The sequence below is a fragment of the Pseudomonas sp. B3(2017) genome (assembly GCF_002113595.1).
GTDB classification, from domain to species: domain Bacteria; phylum Pseudomonadota; class Gammaproteobacteria; order Pseudomonadales; family Pseudomonadaceae; genus Aquipseudomonas; species Aquipseudomonas ekonensis.
Window position 1 is genome coordinate 1 of sequence record NZ_NEIU01000021.1, and the last position, 24,742, is coordinate 24,742.

Sequence of the window (24,742 nt, forward strand, 5' to 3'; positions counted from 1 at the left end):
GCAAACTGGCCCGGATCGTATTCGCCCTGCTCAAAGGGCAAAGCGAATATGAACCAAAAGCAGGCTGAGGGCTTTGCCTCAACCATAGAATCTCCCACAGGGGATCGCGGGTGCCTGCGGAATCTGTGGTTCTCACCGAACCCTGCGGGAGCGAGCCTGCAAGCGATGAGGCCGGCTCATCCGACATCACCTGTGCCTGATCCACCGCCATCGCCAGCAGGGATCTGGTGGGCATGCGCAACTGTGTTCACTGCAAAAACCTGTGGGAGCGGGCTTGCCCGCGATGAGGCCGGCCCATTCGGCATCTATGCGTCAGGCTGCCTCCCACAGTTTTTCACCACCGTCCCCCTGTGGGAGCGAGCCTGCTCGCGATAAGGCCCGCAGGGCCTTCCCGCCGGTCAGACCTTGAACTGATTGATCAGCCGGCGCTGCTGCTCCGCAAGTTTGGTCAGGTCGGCGCTGGCCGAACTCGATTCGTCGGCGCCGCCCGCGACTTCGTTGGCCACCTGGCCGATGTTGATCACGTTGCGGTTGATGTCGTCGGCCACCGCGCTCTGTTCCTCGGCGGCGCTGGCGATCTGGGTGTTCATGTCGTTGATCACCGACACCGCCTGGGTGATGGTCTCCAGCGCTTCGGCGGCCTTGGCCGCGTGCTGCACGCTTTCGTCGGTGCGGCTCTGGCTGTCCTCCATGACCCGCACCACTTCGCGGGTGCCCTGCTGCAACTGCTGGATCATGCTCTGGATTTCTTCGGTGGCCTGCTGGGTCTTCTGCGCCAGGTTGCGCACCTCGTCGGCCACCACCGCGAAACCGCGGCCCTGCTCGCCGGCGCGGGCCGCTTCGATGGCCGCGTTCAGGGCCAGCAGGTTGGTCTGCTCGGCGATGGCGCGGATGGCGATGAGGATCGCGTTGATGTTCTCGCTGTCCTTGGCCAGTGCCTGCACCACTTCCACGGCCTTGCCGATCTCCACGGCCAGCACGCCGATCGACTTCGACGTGTCGCTGACGATCTGCATGCCTTGGCTCGCGGCCTGGTCGGCATGGCTGGCCGCCTGCGCGGCCTGGGTCGCGTTGCGCGCCACGTCCTGGGCGGTGGCGGTCATCTCCTGCACGGCGGTGGCCACCTGGTCGATCTCGGCCATCTGCTTCTGCACGCCGATGTTGGTGCGGATGGCGATGTCGGCGGTGTGCTCGGACGAATCGCTGACGCTCTGCACCGACGTCACCACTTGGGTGATCATCGCCTGCAACTTGGCCAGGAACGTGTTGAAGCCTTTGGCGATCGAGCCGAGCTCATCGCTGCGGTCGCTGCTCAGGCGGCGGGTCAGGTCGCCTTCGCCCTGGGCGATGTCGTCGAGCATGGTCACCATCTGCTTGAGCGGACGGGCGATGCCGTGGCCCACCAGCCAGATCACCAGCAGGCCGAGGCCGGCGATGATCAGGCCGACCATGGCCATGCCGAAAGTGTCGGATTTGCGCTGGGCGTCGAGGTCGCCCTGGAGTTTCTGCAGGTCGGCCATCACCGCGTTCAGCGGCAATTGCAGCATCAAGGTCCAGCGCGCGTCGGTCTGGCCGATGCCGAACGGCAGGTACAGCTCGATCCGCCCTTGTTCCTTGCTGACGGTGTAGGTGACTTCGCCGCGCTTGAGATTGGCCATGTTGGCGATCTGCTGGCTGTCGAGGATGTCGCTGACCTTCTCGCCGAACTTGCTCGGATCCTTGGTGTAGGCCACGATCCGGCCGTTGCCGCCGATCAGGGCCATCTGCCCGGCGCCGGCGTACAGTTTCTGGTTGGCGGCCAGGAGCATCTCCTGGATGAAGTTCACCGACAGGTCGGCGCCGACGATGCCCTGGAACGCGCCGTTGAGCATGATCGGCTCGATGAACGAGGCGAGCATCACGACCTTGTCGCCGACCTTGTACGGCGCCGGGTCGATCACGCAGGACTTCTTGGTTTCCTTCGAGCACAGGTAGTACTCGCTGGCGCGCACGCCGGTGGACAGGACTTTCTGGTCGTCCACATCCACCAGTTTGTCCAGGCCCAGGGTGCCGTCGTCATTGCGGAACCACCACGGCAGGAAGCGCCCGTTGGTGGCGTCGATGCCCACCACCTGGGTGCCGACGTAGGCGGCGTCGTTGTGGTCCAGGGCGTTCTTTTCCCAGCCGATGTAGGTGCCGAGGATTTTCGGGTTCTTCTCGACGTTTTCCTTGATCAGGCTGATCAACTGCTCGCGGCTGACGGTCAGCCGGGGCTGGCCGTCGGCGCCCGGCGTGCCGAGCAGGGCGTTGACCCGCACCAGCCCGCCGGCGATCAGCAGCGGCGCTTCGAGCTCGCGCTGGATCTGGCTGACCTGGGTCTGCGCCAGAGACGTCAGACGCTGTTCAATGACCTGCTCGAACTGGGCCTGGGTGCGTTCCTGCACCATGTCTTGCGTCCGGGCGCCGGAGAACAGCGCATACAGCACCAGCGCGGCCACCACGCTGAGAACGATGGCGCCGGCCAGGGCCGCCACGGAAAACTGGATCGACTTGAATTTCATGGGAGCTCCGCACGCAGGAAGACGTCTGCGCTGATGTATCGGCAGCGGGCACGGAGCCATGAGCGGATTGCGCCGGAATAAAGGAAGGATGTCGCAAATGGATCGGTGCGCGACGCAGTGGCGGAAGGCATTGCGGCGGGTATGAATTTTTTCCTACAGGGGCGCGGAGGCTTTCTGAAAGTACGTGCAACACGTCTGTTGGATCTGGCGCGGCTACCGTTACCCGCCTAGGATACGCGCAGGTTTCCAGGGAGCTTTTGAATGAACAAGATTTGGGTTGCAGGTGCGCTGGGCGCAGCGCTGTCGCTGGCCGGTTGCCAGTCGGTCAACACCACCAGCGGCGGCGCCGTGGGTGTGGAACGCAAGCAGTACATGTTCAGCATGCTGTCCTCGCAGGAAGTCGACCAGATGTATGCCCAGTCCTATCAGAAGACGGTGGGCGAGGCGTCCGGCAAGGGCGTGCTGGACAAGACCAGCAACGACGCGAAACGCGTTCAGGCCATCGCGAACCGGCTGATTGCGCAGGCGCCGAACTTCCGTCCGGACGCTGCGCAGTGGAAGTGGGAGGTCAACCTGATCAAGAGCGATGAGCTCAACGCCAACTGCGGCCCCGGCGGCAAGATCATTTTCTACACCGGGCTGATCGACAGCCTGAAGCTGACCGACGACGAGATCGCCGCGGTCATGGGCCATGAGATCGCCCACGCCTTGCGCGAGCACGGTCGTGAGGCGATGTCCAAGGCCTACGGCATCGAAATGGCCAAGCAGGGGGCCGGTGCGCTGCTCGGCCTGGGTCAGGACAGCCTGGCCCTCGCCGACACGGTGGCCAACTACGGCATGACCCTGCCCAACAGCCGCGCCAACGAAAACGAAGCCGACCTGATCGGCCTCGAACTCGCCGCCCGGGCCGGCTACAACCCGAACGCCGCGATCACCCTGTGGAACAAGATGAGCAAGGCCTCGGAAGGCGCACCGCCGGAGTTCATGAGCACGCACCCGGCCTCGTCCAGCCGGATCGCCTCGTTGCAGGCGGCGATTCCGAAGGTGATGCCGTTGTACGAGAAAGCGCCGAAGTCCTGATGGACACCCTGCGCGGCTGGTGGCCCCTTCGCGGGCAAGCCCGCTCCCACAAGGACGGTTCAGCGCAGATTCCTGTGGGGGCACCTGTCTTGTCTTGGGCCTGTGGTGCCCGGACTGACGCCATCGCCAGCAGGCTGGCTCCCACAAGGGATCTCGGGTGAATGCTGGGGCTGTGGTCACCGCAGAATCCTGTGGGAGCGGGCTTGCCCGCGATGAACGATAACGCGACATCGCAGGCTTGCCGCGTCAGACCCAGCCGCTGCTCTGCATCGCCTTGTACACCGCGACGATCGCCAGAATCATGAAGGCCGAAGCCGCCAGGCGACGGATCAGCGTCAGCGGCAGTTTCTCCGCCGCGAAATTCCCCGCCAGCACCACCGGCACGTTGGCGATCAGCATGCCTGCGGTGGTGCCGATGATCACCAGCCACAGCTCCGGGTACTGCGCCGCCAGCATCACCGTGGCGATCTGGGTCTTGTCACCGATTTCAGCCAGGAAGAACGCGATCAGCGTGGTCAGGAACGGCCCGAACTTGCGGGCCGTGCTGGCCTCGTCGTCGTCCATCTTGTCCGGCACCAAGGTCCACAGGGCCGTGGCGGCGAAGCTGGCCGCGAGGATCCAGTGCAGGACGGAGTCGGAGAAGAAACTGCCGAACCAGGCGCCGACCGCACCGGCGGCCGCATGGTTGGCCAGGGTCGCGGCGACGATGCCGGCGATGATCGGCCAGGGTTTGCGAAAGCGTGCGGCGAGAATGAGCGCGAGCAGTTGCGTCTTGTCGCCGATTTCGGCGAGGGCAACGATGGCGGTGGGAACGAGCAGCGAGTCCAGCATCAGGATTTCCTAAGGGGCGGGTCGACACGGCTATGACACGTACAGCCTTCCCGCCCCGGGTAAGGTGTGCGTGTCATAGGTCTTGTCAAACCCTGCGGTCCGTCTGGTGCGGACGCTGGGGTCGCATACGCCATGATCTGCGGATCAAGTGTGTTGACGTATGCCGGACGAGCTAGGCGCTCGTGGGAGACTACTCCCCTAGGACGGAGCGGATTCTGCCTAGGCAAATCCGATTGGGCAAGTACAAATTTTCAGCCGCGCTTGGCGCTGTAGATCCGGAACCCCTGGCCTTCGGCCCTCACCGAACAGGCGCCCAGATGCTCCTCGATCAACGGTTGGTACTTGAGGAAACTATTGGCCACCAACCGCAGTTCGCCACCATTTTTCAGATGTTGGGCTGCTTTTCGCAGCAGGTTTTCCGTTGCCTGGTAGTCGGTGTGCACCCCGGTGTGGAACGGCGGATTGGTCAGGATCGCGTTCAGGCCCAGCGGGGCGGCATCGATGCCGTCGCCGGTCAGCACGTCGCCTTCCAGACCGTTGGCCGCCAAGGTCAGACGGCTGCTGGCGGCGGCGAAGGCGTCGACGTCCAGCAAGGTCACCTGGGTGTCCGGGTAGCGACGCTTGACCGCAGCCCCCAGCACGCCGGCACCGCAGCCGAAGTCCAGCAGATGGCCGCTGGGCAGTTTGTCCAGGTGCTCCAGCAGCAGGGCGCTGCCGCAGTCCAGCCGGCCGTGGCTGAACACGCCCGGCAGGCTGATCACCTTGAGCGGCCCTTCGGCCAGCGGCAGTTCATAGGTCTGGGCCAGGCTTTCCAGCGGTTTGGCCGCCGGCGCGTCGGCCACCGTCACCTGCCAGAGCTGGCAATGGCGGGCGCTGTCGAGCTTGCGCGGCTTGCCGAACGGATTGAGCTGCTTGGCTGCGCCTTCGATGCCGCCGCGTTTCTCCCCCACCAGGTACACCTCGCGCCCGGCCAGGCGCGCAGCCACGGCGTTGAGCAGGTAGTCGGTCAGGTCCTTGGCCTTGGGCAGGAACACTACCGCGCTGTCAAACCCGCGCTCGGGGACGTTCACGCCGAAGTGGCTGCGCCCGGCGAAGCGCGCCTCCAGCATGGCCTGATCGCCGGCATGCCAGCACCAGCCGAACGCGTCGGGCAGGCGCCCGAGCAGATCGTCGGCGGGCAGCCCGGCCAGCAGCACCGACCCTTGGAATAACTCGGCCTGACGAAGCAGTACTTCACTGCGCGGATCCATAACTGCTCCTTGGTAAAAAAGTGCCGCAGTCTATCAATTGACGACCCGCAGCGCCTCACCGCTGAAGAACGCGTGGGCGTTTTCGGTCAGTTGCCCGACGATGCGCTGCCGCGCCTCGCGGCTGCCCCAGGCGTTGTGCGGGGTGACGATCAGGCGCGGAATGTCGGCGGCCAGCAGCGGGTTGCCGTTGACCGGCGGCTCGGTGCTCAGCACGTCGGTGGCGGCGCCGCCGAGGTGGCCGCTGCGCAGGGCGTCGGCCAGCGCCTGCTCGTCGATCAGGCCGCCGCGGGCGGTGTTGACCACGAACGCGCCGGGTTTCATCGACGCCAGTTCGCGGGCACCGATGAAGTGGCGGGTGTGTTCGTTGAGCGGGCAGTGCAGGGTGAGGGCGTCGACCTGGGGCAGCAGTTCAGCCAGCGGCACGCGGTCCGGCCGCGGCGGCCGTCCCGGAATCTGCCCCGACAGCACGCGCATGCCGAACGCTTCGGCCAGGCGGGCCACCGCGCCGCCCAGTTCGCCGTGCCCGAGCAGGCCCAGGGTCTTGCCTTCCAGCTCGACGATCGGGTAGTCCAGCAGGCAGAACTGTTTGGCCTGTTGCCAGCGGCCTTCGCCGACGGCTTTTCGGTAGTCACCCAAACGGGTGGCGAGGTTGAGCAGCAGCATGATCGTGTGCTGCGCCACCGACGGCGTGCCGTAGGCCTGGCAGTTGCACACGGTGATGCCGCGGGCCTTTGCGGCGGCCAGGTCGACGTTGTTGGTGCCGGTGGCAGTGATCAGGATCAGCTTCAGGTCGGGGTTGGCCGCCATGGCGGCCGCGTCGATGACGATCTTGTTGGTGATCGCCACGGTGGCGCCGTGCAGGCGTTCGGCGACCTGCTCCGGCAGGGTCTGGGCGAACAGTTGCAGGTCGCTGAAGCACTCGCGCAAAGGGTTCAGGTCGAGATCGCCCAGGTCCAGGGAAGGGTGATCGAGGAATACGGCGCGGCGGGCGTTCGTCATCAACTGTACCTTTTGTGCGGTGAACGGAAGGCGTAATCTGCCGAGCCTACCAGATGAAACAAATTGATACGCAACGGCTGAAGCCCGCCCCGCTGGGGGCTCTGCTCTGCGGATCCGCCCGATTCGACCCAAAGGAGTCCCCATGTACTGGACCGAGTTCTTGACCGTTGCACTGATCCACCTGCTGGCCGTGGCCAGCCCCGGCCCGGATTTCGCCGTGGTGGTGCGCGAGAGCGTGACCCACGGCCGGCGCGCCGGCACCTGGACGGCGCTGGGCGTGGGCACGGCGATTTTCCTGCACGTGGGTTACTCGCTGCTGGGCATCGGCCTGATCGTGTCGCAGTCGATCGTGCTGTTCAACGCCCTGAAATGGGCCGCCGCCGCGTACCTGCTGTACATCGGCTACAAGGCCTTGCGCGCGCAACCGGCGCCGGCCGTCACCGATGATCTGCACAAGGAGGCCGGCGAGCGCACCGCCCGCGGCGCGTTCACCTCAGGCTTCGTGACCAACGGGCTGAACCCCAAGGCCACGCTGTTTTTCCTGTCGCTGTTCACCGTGGTGATCAACCCGCACACGCCGCTGGCGGTGCAGGCCGGCTACGGCCTCTACCTGGCGGCGGCCACCGCGACCTGGTTCTGCCTGGTGGCCCTGCTGTTCAGCCAGCAGCGTGTGCGCGCCGGTTTCGCCCGCATGGGCCACTGGTTCGACCGCACCATGGGCGCGGTGCTGATCGCCATCGGCGTGAAGCTGGCCTTCACCGAGATGCACTGATCGACCCGAGCTGGTTGAGGGCGTTGAGGTACTCCCGGGGATTGTCCCCGAGCAAACGGCGGAACATCGCGCTGAACGCCCGCGCGCTGCCGTAACCCAGGTCCTGCGCCACGCGCTGCACGCTGTCCCCGGCGAGCAGGCGGGGCAGGGCTTCCATCAGGCGCAGTTGCTGGCGCCAGGCGTTGAAACTCATCTTCAGCTGCTGCTGGAACAGGCGCGCCAGCGTCCGTGAACTGGCCCCGGCCTGCTGCGCCCAGTCCTCCAGGGTGTTGGGGTGGTCGGGGGTCTGCAGCAGCGCCAGGCAGATGCCTTGCAGGCGCCGGTCGGCGGGCATCGGAATGTGCAGCGGCAGGTTCTCCAGGCCGGCGAGCTCCTGCAGCATCAGTTGCTGGATCAGCGGATTGTCCGCGTGGGGCGGGCCCTGCACGGCGCGCAGGATCAGTTCGCGCAGCAACGGCGTGACCGCCAGCACACAGCACTGCTGGAGGCTGGCCGGCGACAGCTCCGGGGCGATGAACAGCGAACGCATCTGCACGTCGCCGGACATGAAGATCTCGTGCGCGACCTCGGGCGGGATCCACACCGCACGGGTCGGCGGCAGCACCCAGGCGCCTTGGGCCGTGACCACCCGCATCACCCCGCGCACCGCATACAGCAGCTGCGCCTCGCGGTGCAGGTGCAAGGGCTGGTGGGCGCCGTCCAGGTAGTCCCGGGGGTAGGCGCTCACCGGGCCGTGTTCGAAATGGCTGATCAACATGTCTGGTTCGATGACTTGATTGGCAGGTCTGCGCTTTTTCGCCAACTTAGCATAGCCGCTCACAACAACATCAAGCGTGCCGCCATGAACCGATCCGCCACCGTCATCCGCTACATCAACGCAGCCCATGTGATCGATCACATGTTCATGCTGATCTTCCCCGCCGCCGTGCTCGGCATGACCCAAGCCTTCGGGCTCGACTACGCCGCGCTGATCGGCCTGTCGCTGGGCGGCTTCATCGCCTTCGGCGCCTGCTCGCTGCCGGCCGGGTGGCTCGGCGACCGCTGGAGCCGGCGCCACATGATGCTGGTGTTCTTTTTCGGCATCGGCGCCTCGGCGATGTTCACCGGCCTGAGCGCAAGCCCCGCGATGCTGGTGGCGGGCCTGACCCTGACCGGTGTCTTCGCCGCGATCTACCACCCGGTGGGCACGGCGATGCTCGTGGCCTATGCGCAGAACCGCGGGCGCGAGATCGGCATCAACGGCATGTGGGGCAACCTGGGGGTGGCGTTCTCGGCGCTGGTCACCGGGTTGCTGGTGGCGCAGTTCGGCTGGCGTGCGGCGTTCCTGGTGCCAGGTGCGGTGGCCATCGCCCTGGGCATCGGGTTTGCCCTCCATGTGCGTGACGAACCGATTCCGGTGCGTGCCCACGCTGCGCTCAAGAGCGCCGGGGGCCAGCGCATCTCCATGGCGATGGTGTTCGGCGTGCTGGCGCTGGCCACGGCCACCGGCGGAGTGGTGTTCAACGCCACCACCATGACCTACCCGAAGCTGTTCCAGGAGCGCTTGCATGAATGGGCCGCCTCGCCGCAGACCCTCGGGGTGGTGGTCAGCCTGGCCTACGCCTTCGGCGCGGTGGCGCAGTTGAGCATCGGCCGGGTGCTGCACCGGATCAGCCTGAAATGGCCGTTCGTGGTGTTGACCCTGTGCCAGGCACCGTTGTTGCTGGCCTTGGCCTGGGTCGATGGCTGGGCGGTGATCGCCGTCGGTGCGGCGTTCATGTTCGTGGTGTTCGGTCAGGTCACGGTGAACGATTCGATGGTGGCCAACTTCGTCGCGCCGCACTGGCAGGCCCGGGTGTTCGCTTTGCGCTACTGCCTGTCGTTCGGCGCCAGCGCGACGGCGATCCCGCTGATCGCCTATGTCGAACCACGCCATGGCTTCGCGGGCCTTTACTTGATTCTCGCCGGTTTTGGCGCCTTGACCTTCCTTGCCGCAGCGGTTTTCCCACGCACGCCTTCGGAAGAGGCTGTCGGACAAATGGCTTGAGCCGGTTCGAACCATCGCAAATGCTGGCGCAAAGCTAGCATTTGCGCCGCTCTGCAAATCATTCCTTTGGCTGATTTGACTGTCACGCAACGGTTCTAGAGTAGAGCTCTAATGCCAACACCGTGCCGTCAGAAAAGGGATTCCTATGTTGCAGACCCGCGTCATCCCGCCCGCCGAAGGGGCGTACCAGTACCCGCTGCTGATCAAACGGCTGCTGATGTCCGGCGCCCGTTACGAGAAGACCCGCGAGATTGTCTACCGCGACCAGCTGCGCTACAGCTACCCGACCCTGATCGAACGGGTCGCGCGGCTGGCCAACGTGCTGACGGCGGCGGGCGTGAAGGCCGGCGACACCGTGGCGGTGATGGACTGGGACAGCCATCGCTACCTGGAATGCATGTTCGCCATCCCGATGATCGGCGCGGTGATCCACACCATCAACGTGCGCCTGTCGCCGGAGCAGATCCTCTACACGATGAACCACGCCGAGGACCGCTTCGTGCTGGTCAACAGCGAGTTCACCGGCCTGTACCGGGCCATCGCGCCGCACCTGACCACGGTGGAGAAGACCCTGCTGCTGACGGATCTGCCGGAGAAGACCGCCGACCTGCCCAACCTTGTCGGCGAGTACGAGCAACTCCTGGCTGCCGCCAGCCCGCGCTACGACTTCCAGGATTTCGACGAGAACTCGGTGGCCACCACCTTCTACACCACCGGCACCACCGGCAACCCGAAGGGCGTGTACTTCACCCACCGGCAACTGGTGCTGCACACCATGGGCGTGTCGACCATCATGGGCGCCATCGACAGCGTGCGGCTGCTGGGCACCAACGACGTGTACATGCCGATCACGCCGATGTTCCACGTGCATGCCTGGGGCCTGCCGTACGTGGCGACCATGCTCGGGCTCAAGCAGGTCTATCCGGGGCGCTACGATCCGGAGTTCCTGGTCGAGCTGTGGCGCAAGGAAAAGGTCACCTTCTCCCACTGCGTGCCGACCATCCTGCAGATGGTGCTCAACGCCAAGGGCGCCCAGGGCACCGATTTCGGCGGCTGGAAAATCGTCATCGGCGGCAGCGCGCTCAACCGTTCCCTGTATGAGACCGCCAAGGCCCGCGGCATTCAGCTGACCGCCGCCTACGGCATGTCGGAGACCGGGCCGCTGGTGTCCTGCGCGCACCTGAACGACGAACTGATGGCCGGCAGCGAAGACGAGCGCACCACCTACCGGATCAAGGCCGGGGTGCCGGGACCCCTGGTGGAGGCGGCCATCGTCGACGCCGAGGGCAATTTCCTCCCGGCGGACGGCGAGACCCAGGGCGAGCTGGTGCTACGTGCGCCGTGGCTGACCGAGGGCTACTTCAACGAGCCGCAGAAGGGCGCCGAGCTGTGGGCCGGCGGCTGGCTGCACACCGGTGACGTCGCCACGCTGGACGGCATGGGCGTGATCGACATCCGCGACCGCATCAAGGACGTGATCAAGACCGGCGGCGAATGGATCTCCTCGCTGGACCTCGAAGACCTGATCAGCCGTCACGTCGCGGTACGCGAAGTAGCGGTGGTGGGCATTCCCGATCCGCAGTGGGGCGAGCGGCCGTTTGCCCTGCTGGTGGTCCGCGAGGGGCATGAGATCGGGGCGCGGGAGCTCAAGGAGCACCTCAAGCCGTTCGTCGAGCTGGGGCACCTGAGCAAATGGGCGATCCCGAGCCAGATCGCCCTTGTTACCGAAATTCCCAAGACCAGCGTCGGCAAGCTCGACAAGAAGCGCATCCGCCTCGACATCACCGAGTGGCAGACCAACAACAGCGCCTTCCTCTCCACGCTCTGAGCGTCCCCTGGCGCGCCGCAAACGGCGCGCCAGACACCCCCAAGCAAGCGCTTGGCTTGTGAAATCCGAATTTTCAGCCATCCTTGCCGTGCCGACATGGGTCGGCCTGGCGAAAGGACTGTTCCAGAGTGGCCGGCAGCTGCAAATCACACTTTAGAGGGATCAAGCGATACCCCCTGCTGGCTATAGTCCGCTCAAGGATTTTTAAGAACGGGGCACACGCGCACACATTTGGGGCGATGCAATTTGAAGCGAATTCGGGCAGCCCTGGCGTCCGGTCCTTCAGGCGTTTTTAAAAGTACTCACTGCCATAACAATAATGCACATGGAGTAGCGTCGATGAATTCAGCTAACCAGTTCTGGCGCCGGGCTAAACTGCCTCTGGCCGTCAGTCTCGCCTCCACGCTCGCCGGGCCTGCATTCGGCGTCAGCTTCAACGTCGGTGAAATCGAAGGCCAGTTCGACTCCTCCCTGTCGATCGGGGCCAGCTGGTCGACCCAGCAGCCGAACAAGAACCTCATCGGCGTCAACAACGGCGGCCACGGCCTCTCCCAGACCTCCGACGACGGCCACGCCAACTTCAAGAGCGGCGAGACCTTCTCCAAGATCTTCAAGGGCATCCATGACCTGGAGCTGAAATACGGCGACACCGGCGTGTTCGTCCGGGGCAAGTACTGGTACGACTTCGAGCTCAAGGACGAAAGCCGCGAGTTCAAGGACATCAGCGACAACAACCGCAAGGAAGGCGCCAAGTCCGCCGGCGGCCAGATCCTCGACGCCTTCGTCTACCACAACTACTCGATCGCCGATCAGCCGGGCTCCGTGCGCCTGGGCAAGCAGGTGGTGAGCTGGGGCGAAAGCACCTTCATCGGCGGCGGCATCAACTCGATCAACCCGATCGACGTCTCCGCGTTCCGCCGTCCGGGCGCCGAGATCAAGGAAGGCCTGATCCCGGTCAACATGTTCTACGTGTCCCAGAGTCTGACCGACAACCTGTCGGCCGATGCCTTCTACCAGATCGAATGGGACCAGACCGTCGTCGACAACTGCGGCACCTTCTTCTCCCAGCCGGACATCATCGCCGACGGCTGCGACAACAACCTGCGCGTGCTGAACAAGCGTTCGCAGATCCCGGCCATCGCCCTGGGGCCATTGGCGGCCAACGGCGTCGACGTCAACGAGGAAGGCGTGCTGGTGCGCCGCGGCGGCGACCGGGACGCCCGTGACGGCGGCCAGTGGGGCGCGTCCCTGAAGTACATGTTCGAGCCGCTGGACACCGAATTCGGCGCCTACTTCATGAACTACCACAGCCGTGCGCCGATCTTCAGCGCCACCGGCGCGCCGCAGTCGGTGTACAACACCGCGCGCGGGCTGCCGGGGCCGTTCGCCGCGCTCGGGCCGCTGCTGGTGGCGGGCAACTCGCAGTACTTCGTCGAATACCCTGAGGACATCCGCCTCTACGGGCTGAGCTTCTCCACCACCCTGCCCACCGGCACGGCGTGGAGCGGCGAGATCAGCTACCGGCCGAACGCGCCGGTGCAGCTGAACTCCACCGACATCCTGTTCGCCGGCGTGCGGCCGCTGGGCGGCGCCCTGACCAACGCTTCGCTGCTCAACGGCGTTCCGGGCCAGGACCTGCACGGCTACCGCCGCAAGGAAATCACCCAGTTCCAGACCACCCTGACGCACTTCTTCGATCAGGTGATGGGCGCCAGCCGCCTGACCCTGGTGGGCGAAGTGGGCGTGACCCACGTCGGCGGCCTGGAAAGCACCTCGGACGTGCGCTACGGCCGCGATCCGGTCTACGGCCCGGGCGAACTGCCGTTCACAGGTCCGGTGGACACCTGCGTGGCGCTCAACACCAGCACCATCAACGGCGCAGGCCCCGGCACCCCGACCAACAACCGTAGCCGCAACTGCACCAACGAGGGCTTCACCACCTCGACCTCGTGGGGCTACCGCGGCCGGGCGATCTGGGAATACAACGACGTGTTCGCCGGCGTGAACCTCAAGCCGAACGTGGCCTGGTCCCACGACGTGAGCGGCTACTCGCCAGGCCCTGGCGGCAACTTCGAGGAAGGCCGCAAGGCCATCAGCCTGGGCCTCGACGCCGAGTACCAGAACACCTACACCGCGAGCCTGGCCTACACCAACTTCTTCGACGGCAAGTACACCACCGTGGATGACCGCGACTTCGTGGCCCTCAGCTTCGGCGTGAACTTCTAAGCACTGCATCTTCAGGACGAACGAATTTATGAAAATAACAAAGAGTCTGTTCCACGCCGGTGTTCTGGGCCTGTCGCTGCTGGCGACCGGCGTCATGGCGGCGGTGCCCGCCGCCGAAGCGGACAAGCTGGGCAAGAGCCTGACCCCGATGGGCGCCGAAATGGCCGGCAACGCCGACGGTTCGATCCCGGCCTGGAAACCGATGCCGAAGAACGCCGGCACCGTCGACAGCAAGGGGTTCCTGTCCGACCCGTACGCCAGCGAGAAGCCGCTGTTCACCATCACCGCGCAGAACGTCGAGCAGTACAAGGACAAGCTCGCGCCGGGCCAGTACGCGATGTTCAAGCGCTACCCGGACACCTTCAAGATGCCGGTCTACCCGTCCCACCGCGGCGCCACCGTGCCGGACGCCGTGTTCGCCGCGATCAAGAAGAACGCCACCAGCACCAACCTGGTGTCCGGCGGCAACGGCCTGGAGAACTTCGACACCGCCGTGCCGTTCCCGATTCCGAAGAGCGGCGTGGAAGTCATCTGGAACCACATCACCCGCTACCGCGGCGGCAGCGTGACCCGTCTGGTGACCCAGGCCACGCCGCAGGCCAACGGCTCGTTCAGCCTGGTGTACTTCCAGGACCAGTTCGTGTTCCGCGACAAGATGAAGGACTACGATCCGGCCAACCCGGGCAACATCCTGTTCTACTTCAAGCAGAAAGTGACCGCGCCGGCGCGTCTGGCCGGTGGCGTGCTGCTGGTGCACGAGACCCTCGACCAGGTGAAGGAACCACGTTCGGCGTGGGTCTACAACGCCGGCCAGCGCCGCGTGCGCCGGGCGCCGCAGGTGTCCTATGACGGCCCGGGCACCGCGGCGGACGGTCTGCGCACCTCCGACAACCTGGACATGTACAACGGTGCGCCGGACCGCTACGACTGGAAGCTCGAAGGCAAGAAAGAGATGTACATCGCCTCCGACAGCTACAAGCTCGACGATCCGAAGCTCAAGTACGCCGACATCATCAAGGCCGGCCACATCAACCAGGACCTGGCCCGCTATGAGCTGCGCCGCGTCTGGCATGTGGTCGCGACCCTGAAGGAAGGCCAGCGCCACATCTACGCCAAACGTGACTTCTTCATCGACGAAGACACCTGGCAGGCGGCGGTGATCGACCACTACGACGGCCGCAACCAGCTGTGGCGCGTGGCCGAAGCCCATTCGCAGAACTACTACAACGTCCAGGTACCGTGGTACACCCTGGAGACCCTCTACGACCTGCAGTCCGGCCGCTACTTGGCGCTGGGCATGAAGAACGAAGAGAAGTCGGCGTATGACTTCGGCTTCACCGCCACCACCGCCGACTTCACGCCGAACGCGCTGCGTCAGGACGGCATCCGCTAAACCGCTGCAAACGAGGCCGCATCCTCGTGGAAACGCCCCGACCGGTTCGGGGCGTTTTTTTTGCCTGTGGCTTTTTCCGTAGCCTTTTTGTAGCCATTTGTAGCAACCGCCTTCAATCCCTCTTCGTTTACGGCTAGTCTGCGGACATCTGCCACGCCGCCAACAGCCATTCGAACAAGAGCCGGCCATGACTGATCTGTCCCCGCTACCGGGTCCTGCAAGCGTTGCCGTCGCGGCACTGGACGGCCGTTTCTTCCGTCCGCCGCTGCCTGACGGCCATGTGTTGCGCCCGCGCCTGTGCGAGCGCCTGCGCGCCGGCCTCGGCGGGCGGCTGTTGCTGGTCAGCGCCCCGGCCGGTTTCGGCAAGAGTTCGCTGGCGGTGGAGTTCTGCCAGAGCCTGCCGGCGCACTGGCAGAGCCTGTGGCTGGGCCTGAGCCCGCGGGACAGCGATCCGGGGCGTTTCCTCGAACGCCTGCTTGAAGGCCTGCAGGACTTTTTCCCGCAGTTGGGCAGCCGGGCGCTGGGGCTGCTGAAAATGCGTCAGCGTCATCAGCCGTTCGCCTTCGAAGAGTGGCTGGACGGCCTGCTCGACGAACTGGCGCTGCAGCTCGATCCTTCGGCGCCGCTGCTGCTGGTGCTCGACGATTACCACCTTGCCCAGGGGCCGGTGCTCGACCGTTGCCTGCAATTTTTCCTCAACCATTTGCCCGACGGCCTGCTGGTCATGGTCACCAGCCGCCAGCGGCCGGACTGGCACCTGGCGCGCCTGCGCCTGTCGCGGCAACTGCTGGAACTCAACGAGCAGGACCTGCGCCTGACCCGCGACGAGGCGCTGGCCTTGCTCGACCGCCACAGCAGCGCCTTGCGCGGTGAGGCGGTGGAGAACCTGATCCAGCGCAGCGAAGGGTGGGTCGCCGGCTTGCGTTTCTGGCTGCTGGCGGCGGCCGGGGCCGGCAACGAAGCGGCGCTGCCGCAGGCCTTGAACGGCGGGGAAGGGCTGATCCGCGACTACCTGCTGGAGGAGGTGATCGACTGCCTGCCGGCGGACGTGCAGGCTTTCCTCTTCGACACCGCGCCGCAGGAGCGCTTCTGCAGCGAGCTGTGCGATGCCGTGCGCGAAGCCCACGACAGCGCCGAGATCCTGCGCTACCTGCTGGCGCATCAGGTGTTCCTGGTGCCGCTGGATGAGCACGGCCACTGGTACCGTTACCATCACCTGTTTTCCGACCTGTTGCGCAGCCGGCCTGCCGCCCATGCCATGGTGCCGCCGGCCACCTTGCACCTGCGCGCCTGCCGCTGGTTCAACGCCCAGGGCCTCTTGGACGAGGCGGTGGAGCAGGCCCTGCGCGCCGGGCACCTGGACGTGGCGGCGAACCTGGTGCAGAACCTGTCCGAGGAGCAACTGCTGGCCGAGCAGAACGTCGGCATGCTGCTGCGCTGGAAGATGGACCTGCCCGACAGCCTGCTGATCAGCACGCCGCGGTTGATCGTGCTGTACAGCTGGGCCCTGGGCCTGGCCTGCCAGCTCGATGCCGCCGAGGAACTGGCCAGCCACCTCAGCCGCTTCCTGCCGGCACCGTCGGCCACCGCCCAGAAATCCATGCTGGCGCAATGGCTGGCGTTGAGCGGGATCATCGCCCGGGGCCGCGGCCGGCGCGAGCTGACACGCCAATACTGCAGCGAAGCGTTGGAGAGCCTTCCTGAAAAGCGCTACGGGCAACGGCTGATGTGCCTCTCGACCCTGTCCAACCTGGCGATCGCCGACGGCGACCTCTGGCAGGCCCGGCGCCTGAACCGCGAGTCCCTGGAGCTGGCGCAGCGGGTCGGCAATCCGTTGTTCGAGGCCCTGACCCACTATGACCGGGCGCGGGTGCTGCAGGCCCGGGGGGAAATCCTGCGGGCGCTCGATGAAGTGCACCAGGGGCTTGAGCGCCTGCGCGGGCTGTCGACGCAGCGCCTGTACGCCGTGCGGGCCCGGCTGACGCTGTACGAAGGTTTTCTGTTGGCCATGCGCCTGCAACCCCGGGCGGCGCGGGCACGGCTGCAGGCCGGCCTGAGCGAGGCGCGGGCCTGCCGCGACATCAGCGTGCTGATCGGCCACTGTGTGATCGCCCGGCTGGAGGGCAGCGGCGGCGAATTCGCCAAGGCCTTCGCCGAGTTGGCCGAAGCCGAGCGGCTGATGCACATCTGGGACGTTCCGCCGATCTATTACCTGGCGATGATCACCCTGGTCAAATGCGAACTGTGGCTGGCGCAGGGGCGCACCGACCTGGCCGAGGCCTGGCTGGCGCGCCTGGGGCAGACCTACACAGGCGAACGCGCCGCGGCGCCGCCGGAGTTCCATCCGCAGTTGCCGTTGCATGTCGAATTGCAGCAGGCCTTGCTGGATGTGATTCAAGGGCAGCCGATGCTCGCCGAAGGCCGGCTGAACGTGTTGCTGGAAAACGGCCAGCAAACCGGGCGGCAGCTGCTCAGCGTGATGGCGTTGACGCAGAAGGTCGCCGTGCTGCTGGGCGGCGGGCGGGAGCCTGAAGCGCGCAAGGCCTTGAGCCAGGCCCTCGAAGCGGCCGCCGGCGGTGTGCTGCAGCCGTTCGGACAACTGTTCGACGAGCACCCGGACTGGTTGCGCAGCCAACTGACCGGAAGCCCGCTGGGCCGGCAATTGCTGGAGCTGTTCCCGCCGGCCCCTGCGCGTGCGGCGTTGGAGGCTCCGGCGGCCGAGCTGTTGAGTTCCCGCGAGTTGGCGGTGCTGCGGCTGATCGCCCAAGGTTGCTCGAACCAGGAAATCAGCGAACAGCTGTTCATTTCGCTGCACACGGTCAAGACCCATGCCAGCCACATCAACAGCAAGCTGGGCGTGGAGCGGCGCACCCAGGCCGTGGCGCGGGCCAAGGCGTTGGGTGTGCTGGCCTGAGCGGTCCAGCGCAGTCCCCCCAATGAAAAACGCCCCGAACCGGTCGGGGCGTTTTTCGTTCAGTCACAGCCGCGAGGCGATCAGGACACCAGATCGTTGGCGCTGAAGCTGTTGACGCCGACCAGCATGATCTCGAAATCGGCGCCGGCGTTGCCGCTGACGTTGCCCGACAGCACGTGATCGACGAAGCGCAGTTGACCGGCGCCGGTGAAGGCGTTGGCGCCGATGAACGTGAAGCCGTTCATGCCGCTCTGCAGCAGGTTGGCATCGAACTGGGTCAGGTCGATCTTGTCGCCTTGCAGGCTGCTGAAGTCGCTGATCACGTCGCGGTTGGCGCCGATCCCCATTTCATTGACGGCACGGAACACGAACGTGTCCGCCCCGGTATCGCCGAACAGGGTGTCTGCGCCTGCACCGCCGTCCAGCACGTTGTTGCCGGCGTTGCCCCGCAGAACGTTGTTCAGCGAGTTGCCGGTGGCCTTGACGGCGCCGCCGACCAGGTTGAGGTTCTCGAGGTTGGCGCCCAGGGTGTAGTCGATGTAGGAGTACACCGAATCGACGTCGGTGGTCGAGGGGCCCTGCTCGATGATCACGTCGCCGACATTGTCGATGACGTAGCTGTCGCTGCCGGCGCCGCCGATCAGGGTGTCCGCGCCGGCGCCGCCGTTGAGGGTGTTGTTGCCGCTGTTGCCGATCAGGGTGTTGTTCAGGGCGTTGCCGTAGACGCTGAAGTCGCCGGCGCCGACGAGGGCGACGTCTTCGACGTTCTGCAGGTTGGCCAGGCCCAGGTCGATGGTGCTCTGGGCGCTCGCGTTGAACGAGATCTCCAGGCGGTCGGTGCCTTCGTTGGCCAGTTCCTGGACCAGGGCGAGCTCGCCGACCTGGTCGATACCGTAGGCGTCGTTGCCCTTGCCGCCGATCAGGGTGTCCACGCCCGCGCCGCCGACCAGCTGGTTGTCGCCGTCGTTGCCGATGATGACGTTGTTCAGCTCGTTGCCGATGCCGTAGATGTTGCCGGTGCCGGTCAGGGTGAGGTTCTCGACGTTGGCGCTGAGGGTGTAGTTCACGGAGGCGCGGACGGTGTCGATCTCGCTGGCCAGGGTGCTGGTCTCGCTGACCACGTCGCCGACGTTGTCGACGATGTAGGTGTCGTTGCCCAGTCCGCCGATCATGATGTCGGCGCCGGCGCCGCCGTCCAGCACGTTGTTGCCGTCGGTGCCCCTGAGGGTGTTGTTCAGCGAGTTGCCGGTGGCGTTGAGGGCGCTGCCGACCAGGTTGAGGTTCTCGAGGTTGGCGCCCAGGGTGTAGTCGATGTAGGAGTACACCGAATCGACGTCGCTGGCCGACGGGCCCTGCTCGATGATCACGTCGCCGACGTTGTCGATGACGTAGCTGTCGCTGCCGGCGCCGCCGATCAGGGTGTCCGCGCCGGCGCCGCCGTTGAGGGTGTTGTTGCCGCTGTTGCCGATCAGGGTGTTGCTCAGGGCGTTGCCGTAGACGGTGAAGTCGCCGGCGCCGAGGAGGGTGACGTCCTCGACGTTCTGCAGGTTGGCCAGGCCCAGGTCGACGGTGCTGCTCTGGGCGGTCGCGCTGTACGAGATCTCCAGGCGGTCGGTGCCTTCGTTGGCCAGTTCCTGGACGAGGGCGAGCTCGCCGGCCTGGTCGAGGCCGTAGGTGTCGTTGCCCTTGCCGCCGATCATGATGTCCAGGCCGGCGCCGCCGATCAGGCGGTTGTCGTTGTCGTTGCCCCGCAGGACGTTGTTCAGGGCGTTGCCGGTGGCGTTGAGGGCGCCGCCGACCAGGTTGAGGTTCTCGAGGTTGGCGCCCAGGGTGTAGTCGATGTAGGAGTACACCGAGTCGACGTCGGTGGCCGACGGACCTTGCTCGATGATCACGTCGCCGACGTTGTCGATGACGTAGCTGTCGCTGCCGGCGCCGCCGATCAGGGTGTCCGCGCCGGCGCCGCCGTTGAGGGTGTTGTTGCCGGCGTTGCCGATCAGGGTGTTGTTCTGGGCGTTGCCGAAGAGGGAGAAGTCGCCGGCGCCGATGATGGCGACGTCTTCGAAATTCTGCAGGTTGCTCTGGTTCAGGTCGATGGTGCTCTGGGCGGTCGCGTTGAACGAGATCTCCAGGCGGTCGATGCCTTCGTTGGCCAGTTCCTGGACCAGGGCGAGCTCGCCGACCTGGTCGATGCCGTAGGCGTCGTTGCCCTTGCCGCCGATCAGGGTGTCCACGCCCGCGCCGCCGACCAGCTGGTTGTCGCCGTCGTTGCCGATGATGACGTTGTTCAGCTCGTTGCCGATGCCGTAGATGTTGCCGGTGCCGGTCAGGGTGAGGTTCTCGACGTTGGCGCTGAGGGTGTAGTTCACGGAGGCGCGGACGGTGTCGATCTCGCTGGCCAGGGTGCTGGTCTCGCTGACCACGTCGCCGACGTTGTCGACGATGTAAATGTCGTTGCCCAGGCCGCCGATCATCAGGTCGGCGCCGGCGCCGCCGTCCAGCACGTTGTTGCCGTCGGTGCCCCGGAGGATGTTGTTCAGCGAGTTGCCGGTGGCGTTGAGGGCGCCGCCGACCAGGTTGAGGTTCTCCAGGTTGGCGCCCAGGGTGTAGTCGATGTAGGAGTACACCGAATCGACGTCGCTGGCCGAAGGGCCCTGCTCGATGACCACATCGCCGACGTTGTCGACGACATAGCTGTCGTTGCCGGCGCCGCCTTCCATGATGTCCGCGCCGGCGCCGCCGTTGAGGGTGTTGTCCAGGGCATTGCCGGTCAGGGTGTCGTTGAATGCCGAGCCGGTGGCGTTTTCGATCTTCGCGCCGAAGGCAATGGCCAGCCCTTGGTTGAAGGTGTTGCCCGCCTGATCGGTGAAGGCCTTGCCGATCTTGCTGTACTGGCCTTCGTTGAGGTTGATGCTGACGGCCGCCAATTGGTTGCTGGCATCGATCGTGTCGATGCCGCCGGCGTCCCAGATGGTTTCGAACACGGACTGCGTCGGTGCCCAGGAGTAGACGTTGTTGCCGGTCGCCCATTGGGTATTGGCGCCGTACAGGCTCTGGATCGCCAGAATGTCGAGCACCATGGGGGTGGTCGGCAGATAGGAATAGTTGTTGTTGTAGCTCATGATCGTGAAGCCCGCGTCATCGAGCTGCGGATCAAGCGTGATGCTGTTGTAAACCGACGGGGCGAACGAATGCTTGAGGCCGATCGCATGGCCGATCTCATGGACGAACGTCATGAAATCGTAGGTGCCTTTGTCGGGCGATGGCTCATTGGTGTTCGGGCCGATCCAGACGTCGCCGGCGTTGGGGGTTTCGTACGGCGTGTAGGCCCAAGCTGCGGAGCCGCTGTCCAGCAGCGTGTAGCCGCCGAAGCGCAGGTCGCCCACGCTTGTCGACGATTCGCCCGTCAATTGGAACGTGATGTTGGCCACGGCGGACCAGGCGCCCAGCGCCGCGGTCACCGCCGTCTTTTGCGCGTCGGTCAGCGCATAGGCGGCCTTGGGCTCGTTGTCGGGGCTGTAGTTGGGGGCGAAGACGGAAGTGCCCGGCACAATGAAACTGTACGTCAGACTGGTTACGGCTGTTGGCGACCACCACTTGGTGCTTTCCCATTTGTAGCCGGAAATGAGACTGTCGACGGGTTTGACGCCAGTCAGCGAGGCGAACGTAGCATCGGTGTAACCAGTAGGGCGGGGCATGCGGATTTCCTGAGTAGGCTGCGGCCCTTCCTGAAAATGTGGCCGCTACAAAGTGCAATTTTGCATTAGAAACCGGGCGACTGGCATCAATTGGCCACTATTTTTTTATTCATGGCGCCAAAAATCTGACCGGAGGTTCTCTATCGGCCGGTGGCGTAGAATCCTGAGCGCCATTGCCGACCGTGCGTCGCGCCCGGCAGGCCCACGAACACACAGGACTTCCCATGACCGCCATCAAGCCCCAACTCATCCGCGAAACCTTTCCTGTCGGCCCGCTGCAATGCAACTGCACGATCATCGGCGATCCGATCACGAAAAAGGCCATCGTCGTCGACCCCGGCGGCAATCCGGACCGGATCATGGCGCGCCTCGACGCCTTGGGGCTGAAGGTGGTCAGCATCATCCACACCCATGCCCATCTCGATCACTTCCTGGCGTCCGGCCAGATGAAGGAAAAGACCGGCGCCACCCTGCACCTGCACAAGGACGACCAGTTCCTGTGGGACAACCTGGAGATGCAATGCCAGATGTTCGGCGTGCCGTACACCCCGGTGCCGTCGCCGGACCGCTGGCTCGAGGACGACGAAGAGCTGGCCTGCGGCTGCGGCGTCGCGCTGCACACGCCGGGGCATACGCCAGGTTCCATGAGCTTCTGGTTTTCCGAGGCTAAGCTGTTGATTGCCGGCGACACGCTGTTCCGTCGCGGAGTGGGACGCACGGACTTGTGGGGCGGCGATCAGGCGACCATCGTGCGATCGATCAAGCAGCGGCTGTACACCCTGGACGAAGACGCCACCGTGGTGGCGGGACATGGCCCGGACACCCGGCTGGGCGACGAGATGCGTGAAAACCCCTTCGTGCGCGCCTAAACATTTTGTCATGAGTGCACGGCGGAATTTTTGCCCATTGCCATGATCCAACGCCCGCACGGGTCTTTTGCCAATGGCCGCTGCACAACAGAATGCAAATGTAGGAGCACTCCATGTTCACCACCCGTCGTTTGATCATTGTCGCCACCGCCGTGGCCGTTTTGTCCGGCTGCGCCTCGCCCAACCCGTACGACAACCAGGGCCAGGCCGACGGCGGCTCCCAGGGCATGAGCAAGACCGCCAAGTACGGCGGCCTCGGTGCCCTGGCCGGCGCCCTGGCCGGTGCGGCGATCGACCACAACAACCGCGGCAAGGGTGCCCTGATCGGCGCCGCCGTGGTCGGCGCCTCGGCGGCCGGTTACGGCTACTACGCCGACCAGCAAGAGAAGAAACTGCGCGCCAGCATGGCCAACACCGGCGTCGAGGTGCAGCGCCAGGGCGATCAGATCAAGCTGATCATGCCGGGCAACATCACCTTCGCCACCGATTCGGCGAACATCGCCTCCAGCTTCTATCAGCCGCTCAACAACCTGGCCAACTCCCTGAAGGAGTTCAACCAGAACCAGATCGAGATCGTCGGCTACACCGACAGCACCGGCAGCCGCCAGCACAACATGGACCTGTCCCAGCGCCGTGCGCAGAGCGTGGCGACCTACCTGACGTCGCAAGGCGTCAGCGGCGCCAACCTGTCGGCCCGGGGCGCCGGCCCGGACAACCCGATCGCCAGCAATGGCGACGTCAACGGCCGGGCGCAGAACCGCCGGGTCGAGGTCAACCTGAAGGCGATTCCGGGTCAGCAGTACGGGGGTCAGCAGCAGCCGGGCACGGTTCAGCAGTATCCGTAACCCGACGGCCGAATGAAAAATGCCCGATCCTGGTGATCGGGCATTTTTTTGTGTGGCCGGCCATGGCCTCATCGCCAGCAGGCTGGTTCCCTCAGGGGAGTGCGGTTGCCGGTCCGACAGGTATGCGCTGCATCGGCGGGAGCCAGCCTGCTGGCGATGGGGTCGTGACCGACACCGAAGACGCCGGACACAAAAAAGCCCCCGGACACTCGCATGTCCGGGGGCTTTTCGCTTGGAGCGGAGGCCGCTTACTTCTTCAGGCCGTAATGCTCGTCGAGCATGCCCGGCGAGTTCGGCGCTTTCGGCGCGTAGTCCCGCGGCGGCTCCTGGTCCCGTGGCGGGGTCAGGCGTTCCCGTGGCGCCTGGCTCGCTTCGGCGTGCAGCGAAGCCAGCAGGCGTTGGCGGGTCTGTTCGTCCAGGGCCAGGCGGTTGGCGCCTTCGGCCAGGTGATCCTGCACTTCCTGGTAGCTTTGGGTCAGCTTCTTGACCAGGTTCGCGGTGCTGTTGAAGTGGGTCACCACTTCGTTCTGATAACTGTCGAAACGTTCCTGGATGTCATCCAGCTGACGCTGCGTGCGGCTCGGCGCGGCGTTCGGCGCAACGCGAGCGATCAGGAAACCGATGGCTACACCCACAACCAGGGCAAGAGTCGGCAACAACCAAACTAAGAGCGAGTGTTCCACGAGTCCTTCCTCTATAAACGGCTTTGCTTTACGTTAACGGCTCGAACCTGCGCTGTATACCGCGATTCACTCGCAATAGATCGGCACAGACAATTTGCTAGACGAGTCGACCCGATCCGAGGTCACGGAGTTCCTTCCTTGCTGATGCGTGAAACCCCTGTAGCGATTGCCGGCCCTGTCGGTCAACTTGAAGCCCTGTACCTGGACAACGAACAGCCGCGCGGCATCGCGCTGATCTGCCACCCGAACCCGGTGCAGGGCGGCACGATGCTCAACAAGGTCGTCTCGACCCTGCAGCGCACCGCGCGCGACGCCGGCCTGATCACCCTGCGCTTCAACTACCGTGGCGTCGGCGCCAGCGAAGGCAGCCACGACATGGGCAGCGGCGAGGTCGACGACGCCTGGGCCGCTGCCGCCTGGCTGCGGGCCAAGCACCCGCAGCTGCCGCTGACCCTGTTCGGCTTTTCCTTCGGCGGGTTCGTGGCGGCCAGCCTCGGCGGGCGCCTTGAGGCCCAGGGCGTGACGCTCAAGCACCTGTTCATGGTCGCGCCGGCGGTGATGCGCCTGGGCGAGCAGGATCAGCTGCCGCATCAAGGCGAACTGACGGTGATTCAGCCGGAAACCGACGAAGTGATCGATCCGCAGCTGGTCTACGAATGGTCCGGCAAACTCCAGCGCCCCCATGAGCTGCTGAAAGTGGCAGAATGCGGACACTTTTTTCATGGCAAGCTGACCGATCTCAAGGATCTGATCCTGCCGCGTCTCTCGAATTGATTGCAGTCTGACAA

Annotated in this window: 17 protein-coding genes, 1 pseudogene and 1 riboswitch; of the genes and pseudogenes, 10 read left to right on the forward strand and 8 right to left on the reverse strand. The window is 65.2% G+C overall.

The annotated features are described in order from the left end of the window. Positions 1-398: 398 nt before the first annotated feature. Together CAG33_RS29120 and CAG33_RS29125 are read right to left on the reverse strand one after the other, a co-directional pair. A complete protein-coding gene (locus CAG33_RS29120; RefSeq protein WP_371856116.1) occupies positions 399-1,241 on the reverse strand; it encodes a methyl-accepting chemotaxis protein in 843 nt (280 codons plus the stop codon). A gap of 12 nt (positions 1,242-1,253) precedes the next feature. Then, positions 1,254-2,600, reverse strand: a pseudogene (locus CAG33_RS29125) (HAMP domain-containing protein); the annotation flags it as partial. Between the two features lie 201 nt (positions 2,601-2,801). Between CAG33_RS29125 and CAG33_RS24015 the strand changes: the two are divergent. After that, a complete protein-coding gene (locus tag CAG33_RS24015) occupies positions 2,802-3,620 on the forward strand; it encodes a M48 family metallopeptidase (RefSeq protein WP_085584775.1) in 819 nt (272 codons plus the stop codon). A gap of 246 nt (positions 3,621-3,866) precedes the next feature. Here CAG33_RS24015 and CAG33_RS24020 read toward each other — a convergent pair whose 3' ends face one another. The 3 genes from CAG33_RS24020 to CAG33_RS24030 all read right to left on the reverse strand — a co-directional run bounded on the left by CAG33_RS24020 (position 3,867) and on the right by CAG33_RS24030 (position 6,700). Further along, the gene (locus CAG33_RS24020; RefSeq protein WP_085584777.1) at positions 3,867-4,451 is read right to left on the reverse strand and encodes a TMEM165/GDT1 family protein; all 585 of its coding nucleotides are present in this window, start codon (positions 4,449-4,451) and stop codon (positions 3,867-3,869) included. A gap of 88 nt (positions 4,452-4,539) precedes the next feature. Continuing rightward, positions 4,540-4,662: riboswitch (yybP-ykoY riboswitch) on the reverse strand. Positions 4,663-4,702: 40 nt separating this feature from the next. After that, positions 4,703-5,701 (reverse strand): class I SAM-dependent methyltransferase, encoded by a 999-nt coding sequence (locus tag CAG33_RS24025; protein WP_085640797.1) that lies wholly within the window; start codon positions 5,699-5,701, stop codon positions 4,703-4,705. 33 nt (positions 5,702-5,734) lie between these two features. Further along, positions 5,735-6,700: a 2-hydroxyacid dehydrogenase gene (locus tag CAG33_RS24030; protein WP_085629388.1), complete on the reverse strand. Its 966-nt coding sequence runs from the start codon at positions 6,698-6,700 to the stop codon at positions 5,735-5,737. A 142-nt stretch (positions 6,701-6,842) separates the two neighbouring features. Between CAG33_RS24030 and CAG33_RS24035 the strand changes: the two genes are divergently transcribed. Further along, positions 6,843-7,472 (forward strand): LysE family translocator, encoded by a 630-nt coding sequence (locus tag CAG33_RS24035; protein WP_085629390.1) that lies wholly within the window; start codon positions 6,843-6,845, stop codon positions 7,470-7,472. On the opposite strand, the gene CAG33_RS24040 is transcribed toward CAG33_RS24035, so the two are convergent. After that, positions 7,456-8,229 (reverse strand): helix-turn-helix domain-containing protein, encoded by a 774-nt coding sequence (locus CAG33_RS24040; RefSeq protein WP_085640799.1) that lies wholly within the window; start codon positions 8,227-8,229, stop codon positions 7,456-7,458. The two genes, CAG33_RS24035 and CAG33_RS24040, sit on opposite strands and share 17 nt — an antisense overlap. Positions 8,230-8,313: 84 nt before the next feature. Here CAG33_RS24040 and CAG33_RS24045 point away from each other — a divergent pair, with 84 nt between their 5' ends. The 5 genes from CAG33_RS24045 to CAG33_RS24065 all read left to right on the forward strand — a co-directional run bounded on the left by CAG33_RS24045 (position 8,314) and on the right by CAG33_RS24065 (position 17,859). After that, entirely contained in the window at positions 8,314-9,498 is a 1,185-nt protein-coding gene (locus CAG33_RS24045; protein WP_085640801.1) for an MFS transporter, read from the forward strand. 145 nt (positions 9,499-9,643) lie between these two features. Then, positions 9,644-11,326: a fatty acid--CoA ligase gene (locus tag CAG33_RS24050; protein ID WP_085584789.1), complete on the forward strand. Its 1,683-nt coding sequence runs from the start codon at positions 9,644-9,646 to the stop codon at positions 11,324-11,326. A 339-nt stretch (positions 11,327-11,665) separates the two neighbouring features. Continuing rightward, positions 11,666-13,552 (forward strand): DUF1302 domain-containing protein, encoded by a 1,887-nt coding sequence (locus CAG33_RS24055; protein WP_085584791.1) that lies wholly within the window; start codon positions 11,666-11,668, stop codon positions 13,550-13,552. Between the two features lie 28 nt (positions 13,553-13,580). Further along, positions 13,581-14,945, forward strand: coding sequence for a DUF1329 domain-containing protein (locus tag CAG33_RS24060; protein ID WP_085584793.1), 1,365 nt, complete (start codon positions 13,581-13,583; stop codon positions 14,943-14,945). Positions 14,946-15,132: 187 nt separating this feature from the next. Further along, a complete protein-coding gene (locus CAG33_RS24065; RefSeq protein WP_085584795.1) occupies positions 15,133-17,859 on the forward strand; it encodes a LuxR C-terminal-related transcriptional regulator in 2,727 nt (908 codons plus the stop codon). Between the two features lie 80 nt (positions 17,860-17,939). Here the strand turns inward: CAG33_RS24065 and CAG33_RS24070 are convergent, their stop codons facing one another. Then, positions 17,940-21,557, reverse strand: a complete 3,618-nt coding sequence (locus CAG33_RS24070) for a M10 family metallopeptidase C-terminal domain-containing protein (RefSeq protein WP_085640803.1) — start codon at positions 21,555-21,557, stop codon at positions 17,940-17,942. Between the two features lie 224 nt (positions 21,558-21,781). Between CAG33_RS24070 and CAG33_RS24075 the strand changes: the two genes are divergently transcribed. Together CAG33_RS24075 and CAG33_RS24080 are read left to right on the forward strand one after the other, a co-directional pair. Continuing rightward, the gene (locus CAG33_RS24075) at positions 21,782-22,426 is read left to right on the forward strand and encodes an MBL fold metallo-hydrolase (RefSeq protein WP_085584799.1); all 645 of its coding nucleotides are present in this window, start codon (positions 21,782-21,784) and stop codon (positions 22,424-22,426) included. Positions 22,427-22,539: 113 nt separating this feature from the next. After that, positions 22,540-23,271, forward strand: a complete 732-nt coding sequence (locus CAG33_RS24080; RefSeq protein ID WP_007956806.1) for an OmpA family lipoprotein — start codon at positions 22,540-22,542, stop codon at positions 23,269-23,271. Positions 23,272-23,519: 248 nt separating this feature from the next. Here CAG33_RS24080 and CAG33_RS24085 read toward each other — a convergent pair whose 3' ends face one another. After that, positions 23,520-23,954 carry a YhcB family protein gene (locus CAG33_RS24085; protein ID WP_085584803.1) on the reverse strand — a complete coding sequence of 145 codons (435 nt, stop codon included), beginning with the start codon at positions 23,952-23,954 and terminating at the stop codon, positions 23,520-23,522. A gap of 144 nt (positions 23,955-24,098) precedes the next feature. Here CAG33_RS24085 and CAG33_RS24090 point away from each other — a divergent pair, with 144 nt between their 5' ends. Next, positions 24,099-24,728, forward strand: coding sequence for an alpha/beta hydrolase (locus tag CAG33_RS24090; RefSeq protein WP_085629895.1), 630 nt, complete (start codon positions 24,099-24,101; stop codon positions 24,726-24,728). Positions 24,729-24,742: the final 14 nt, after the last annotated feature.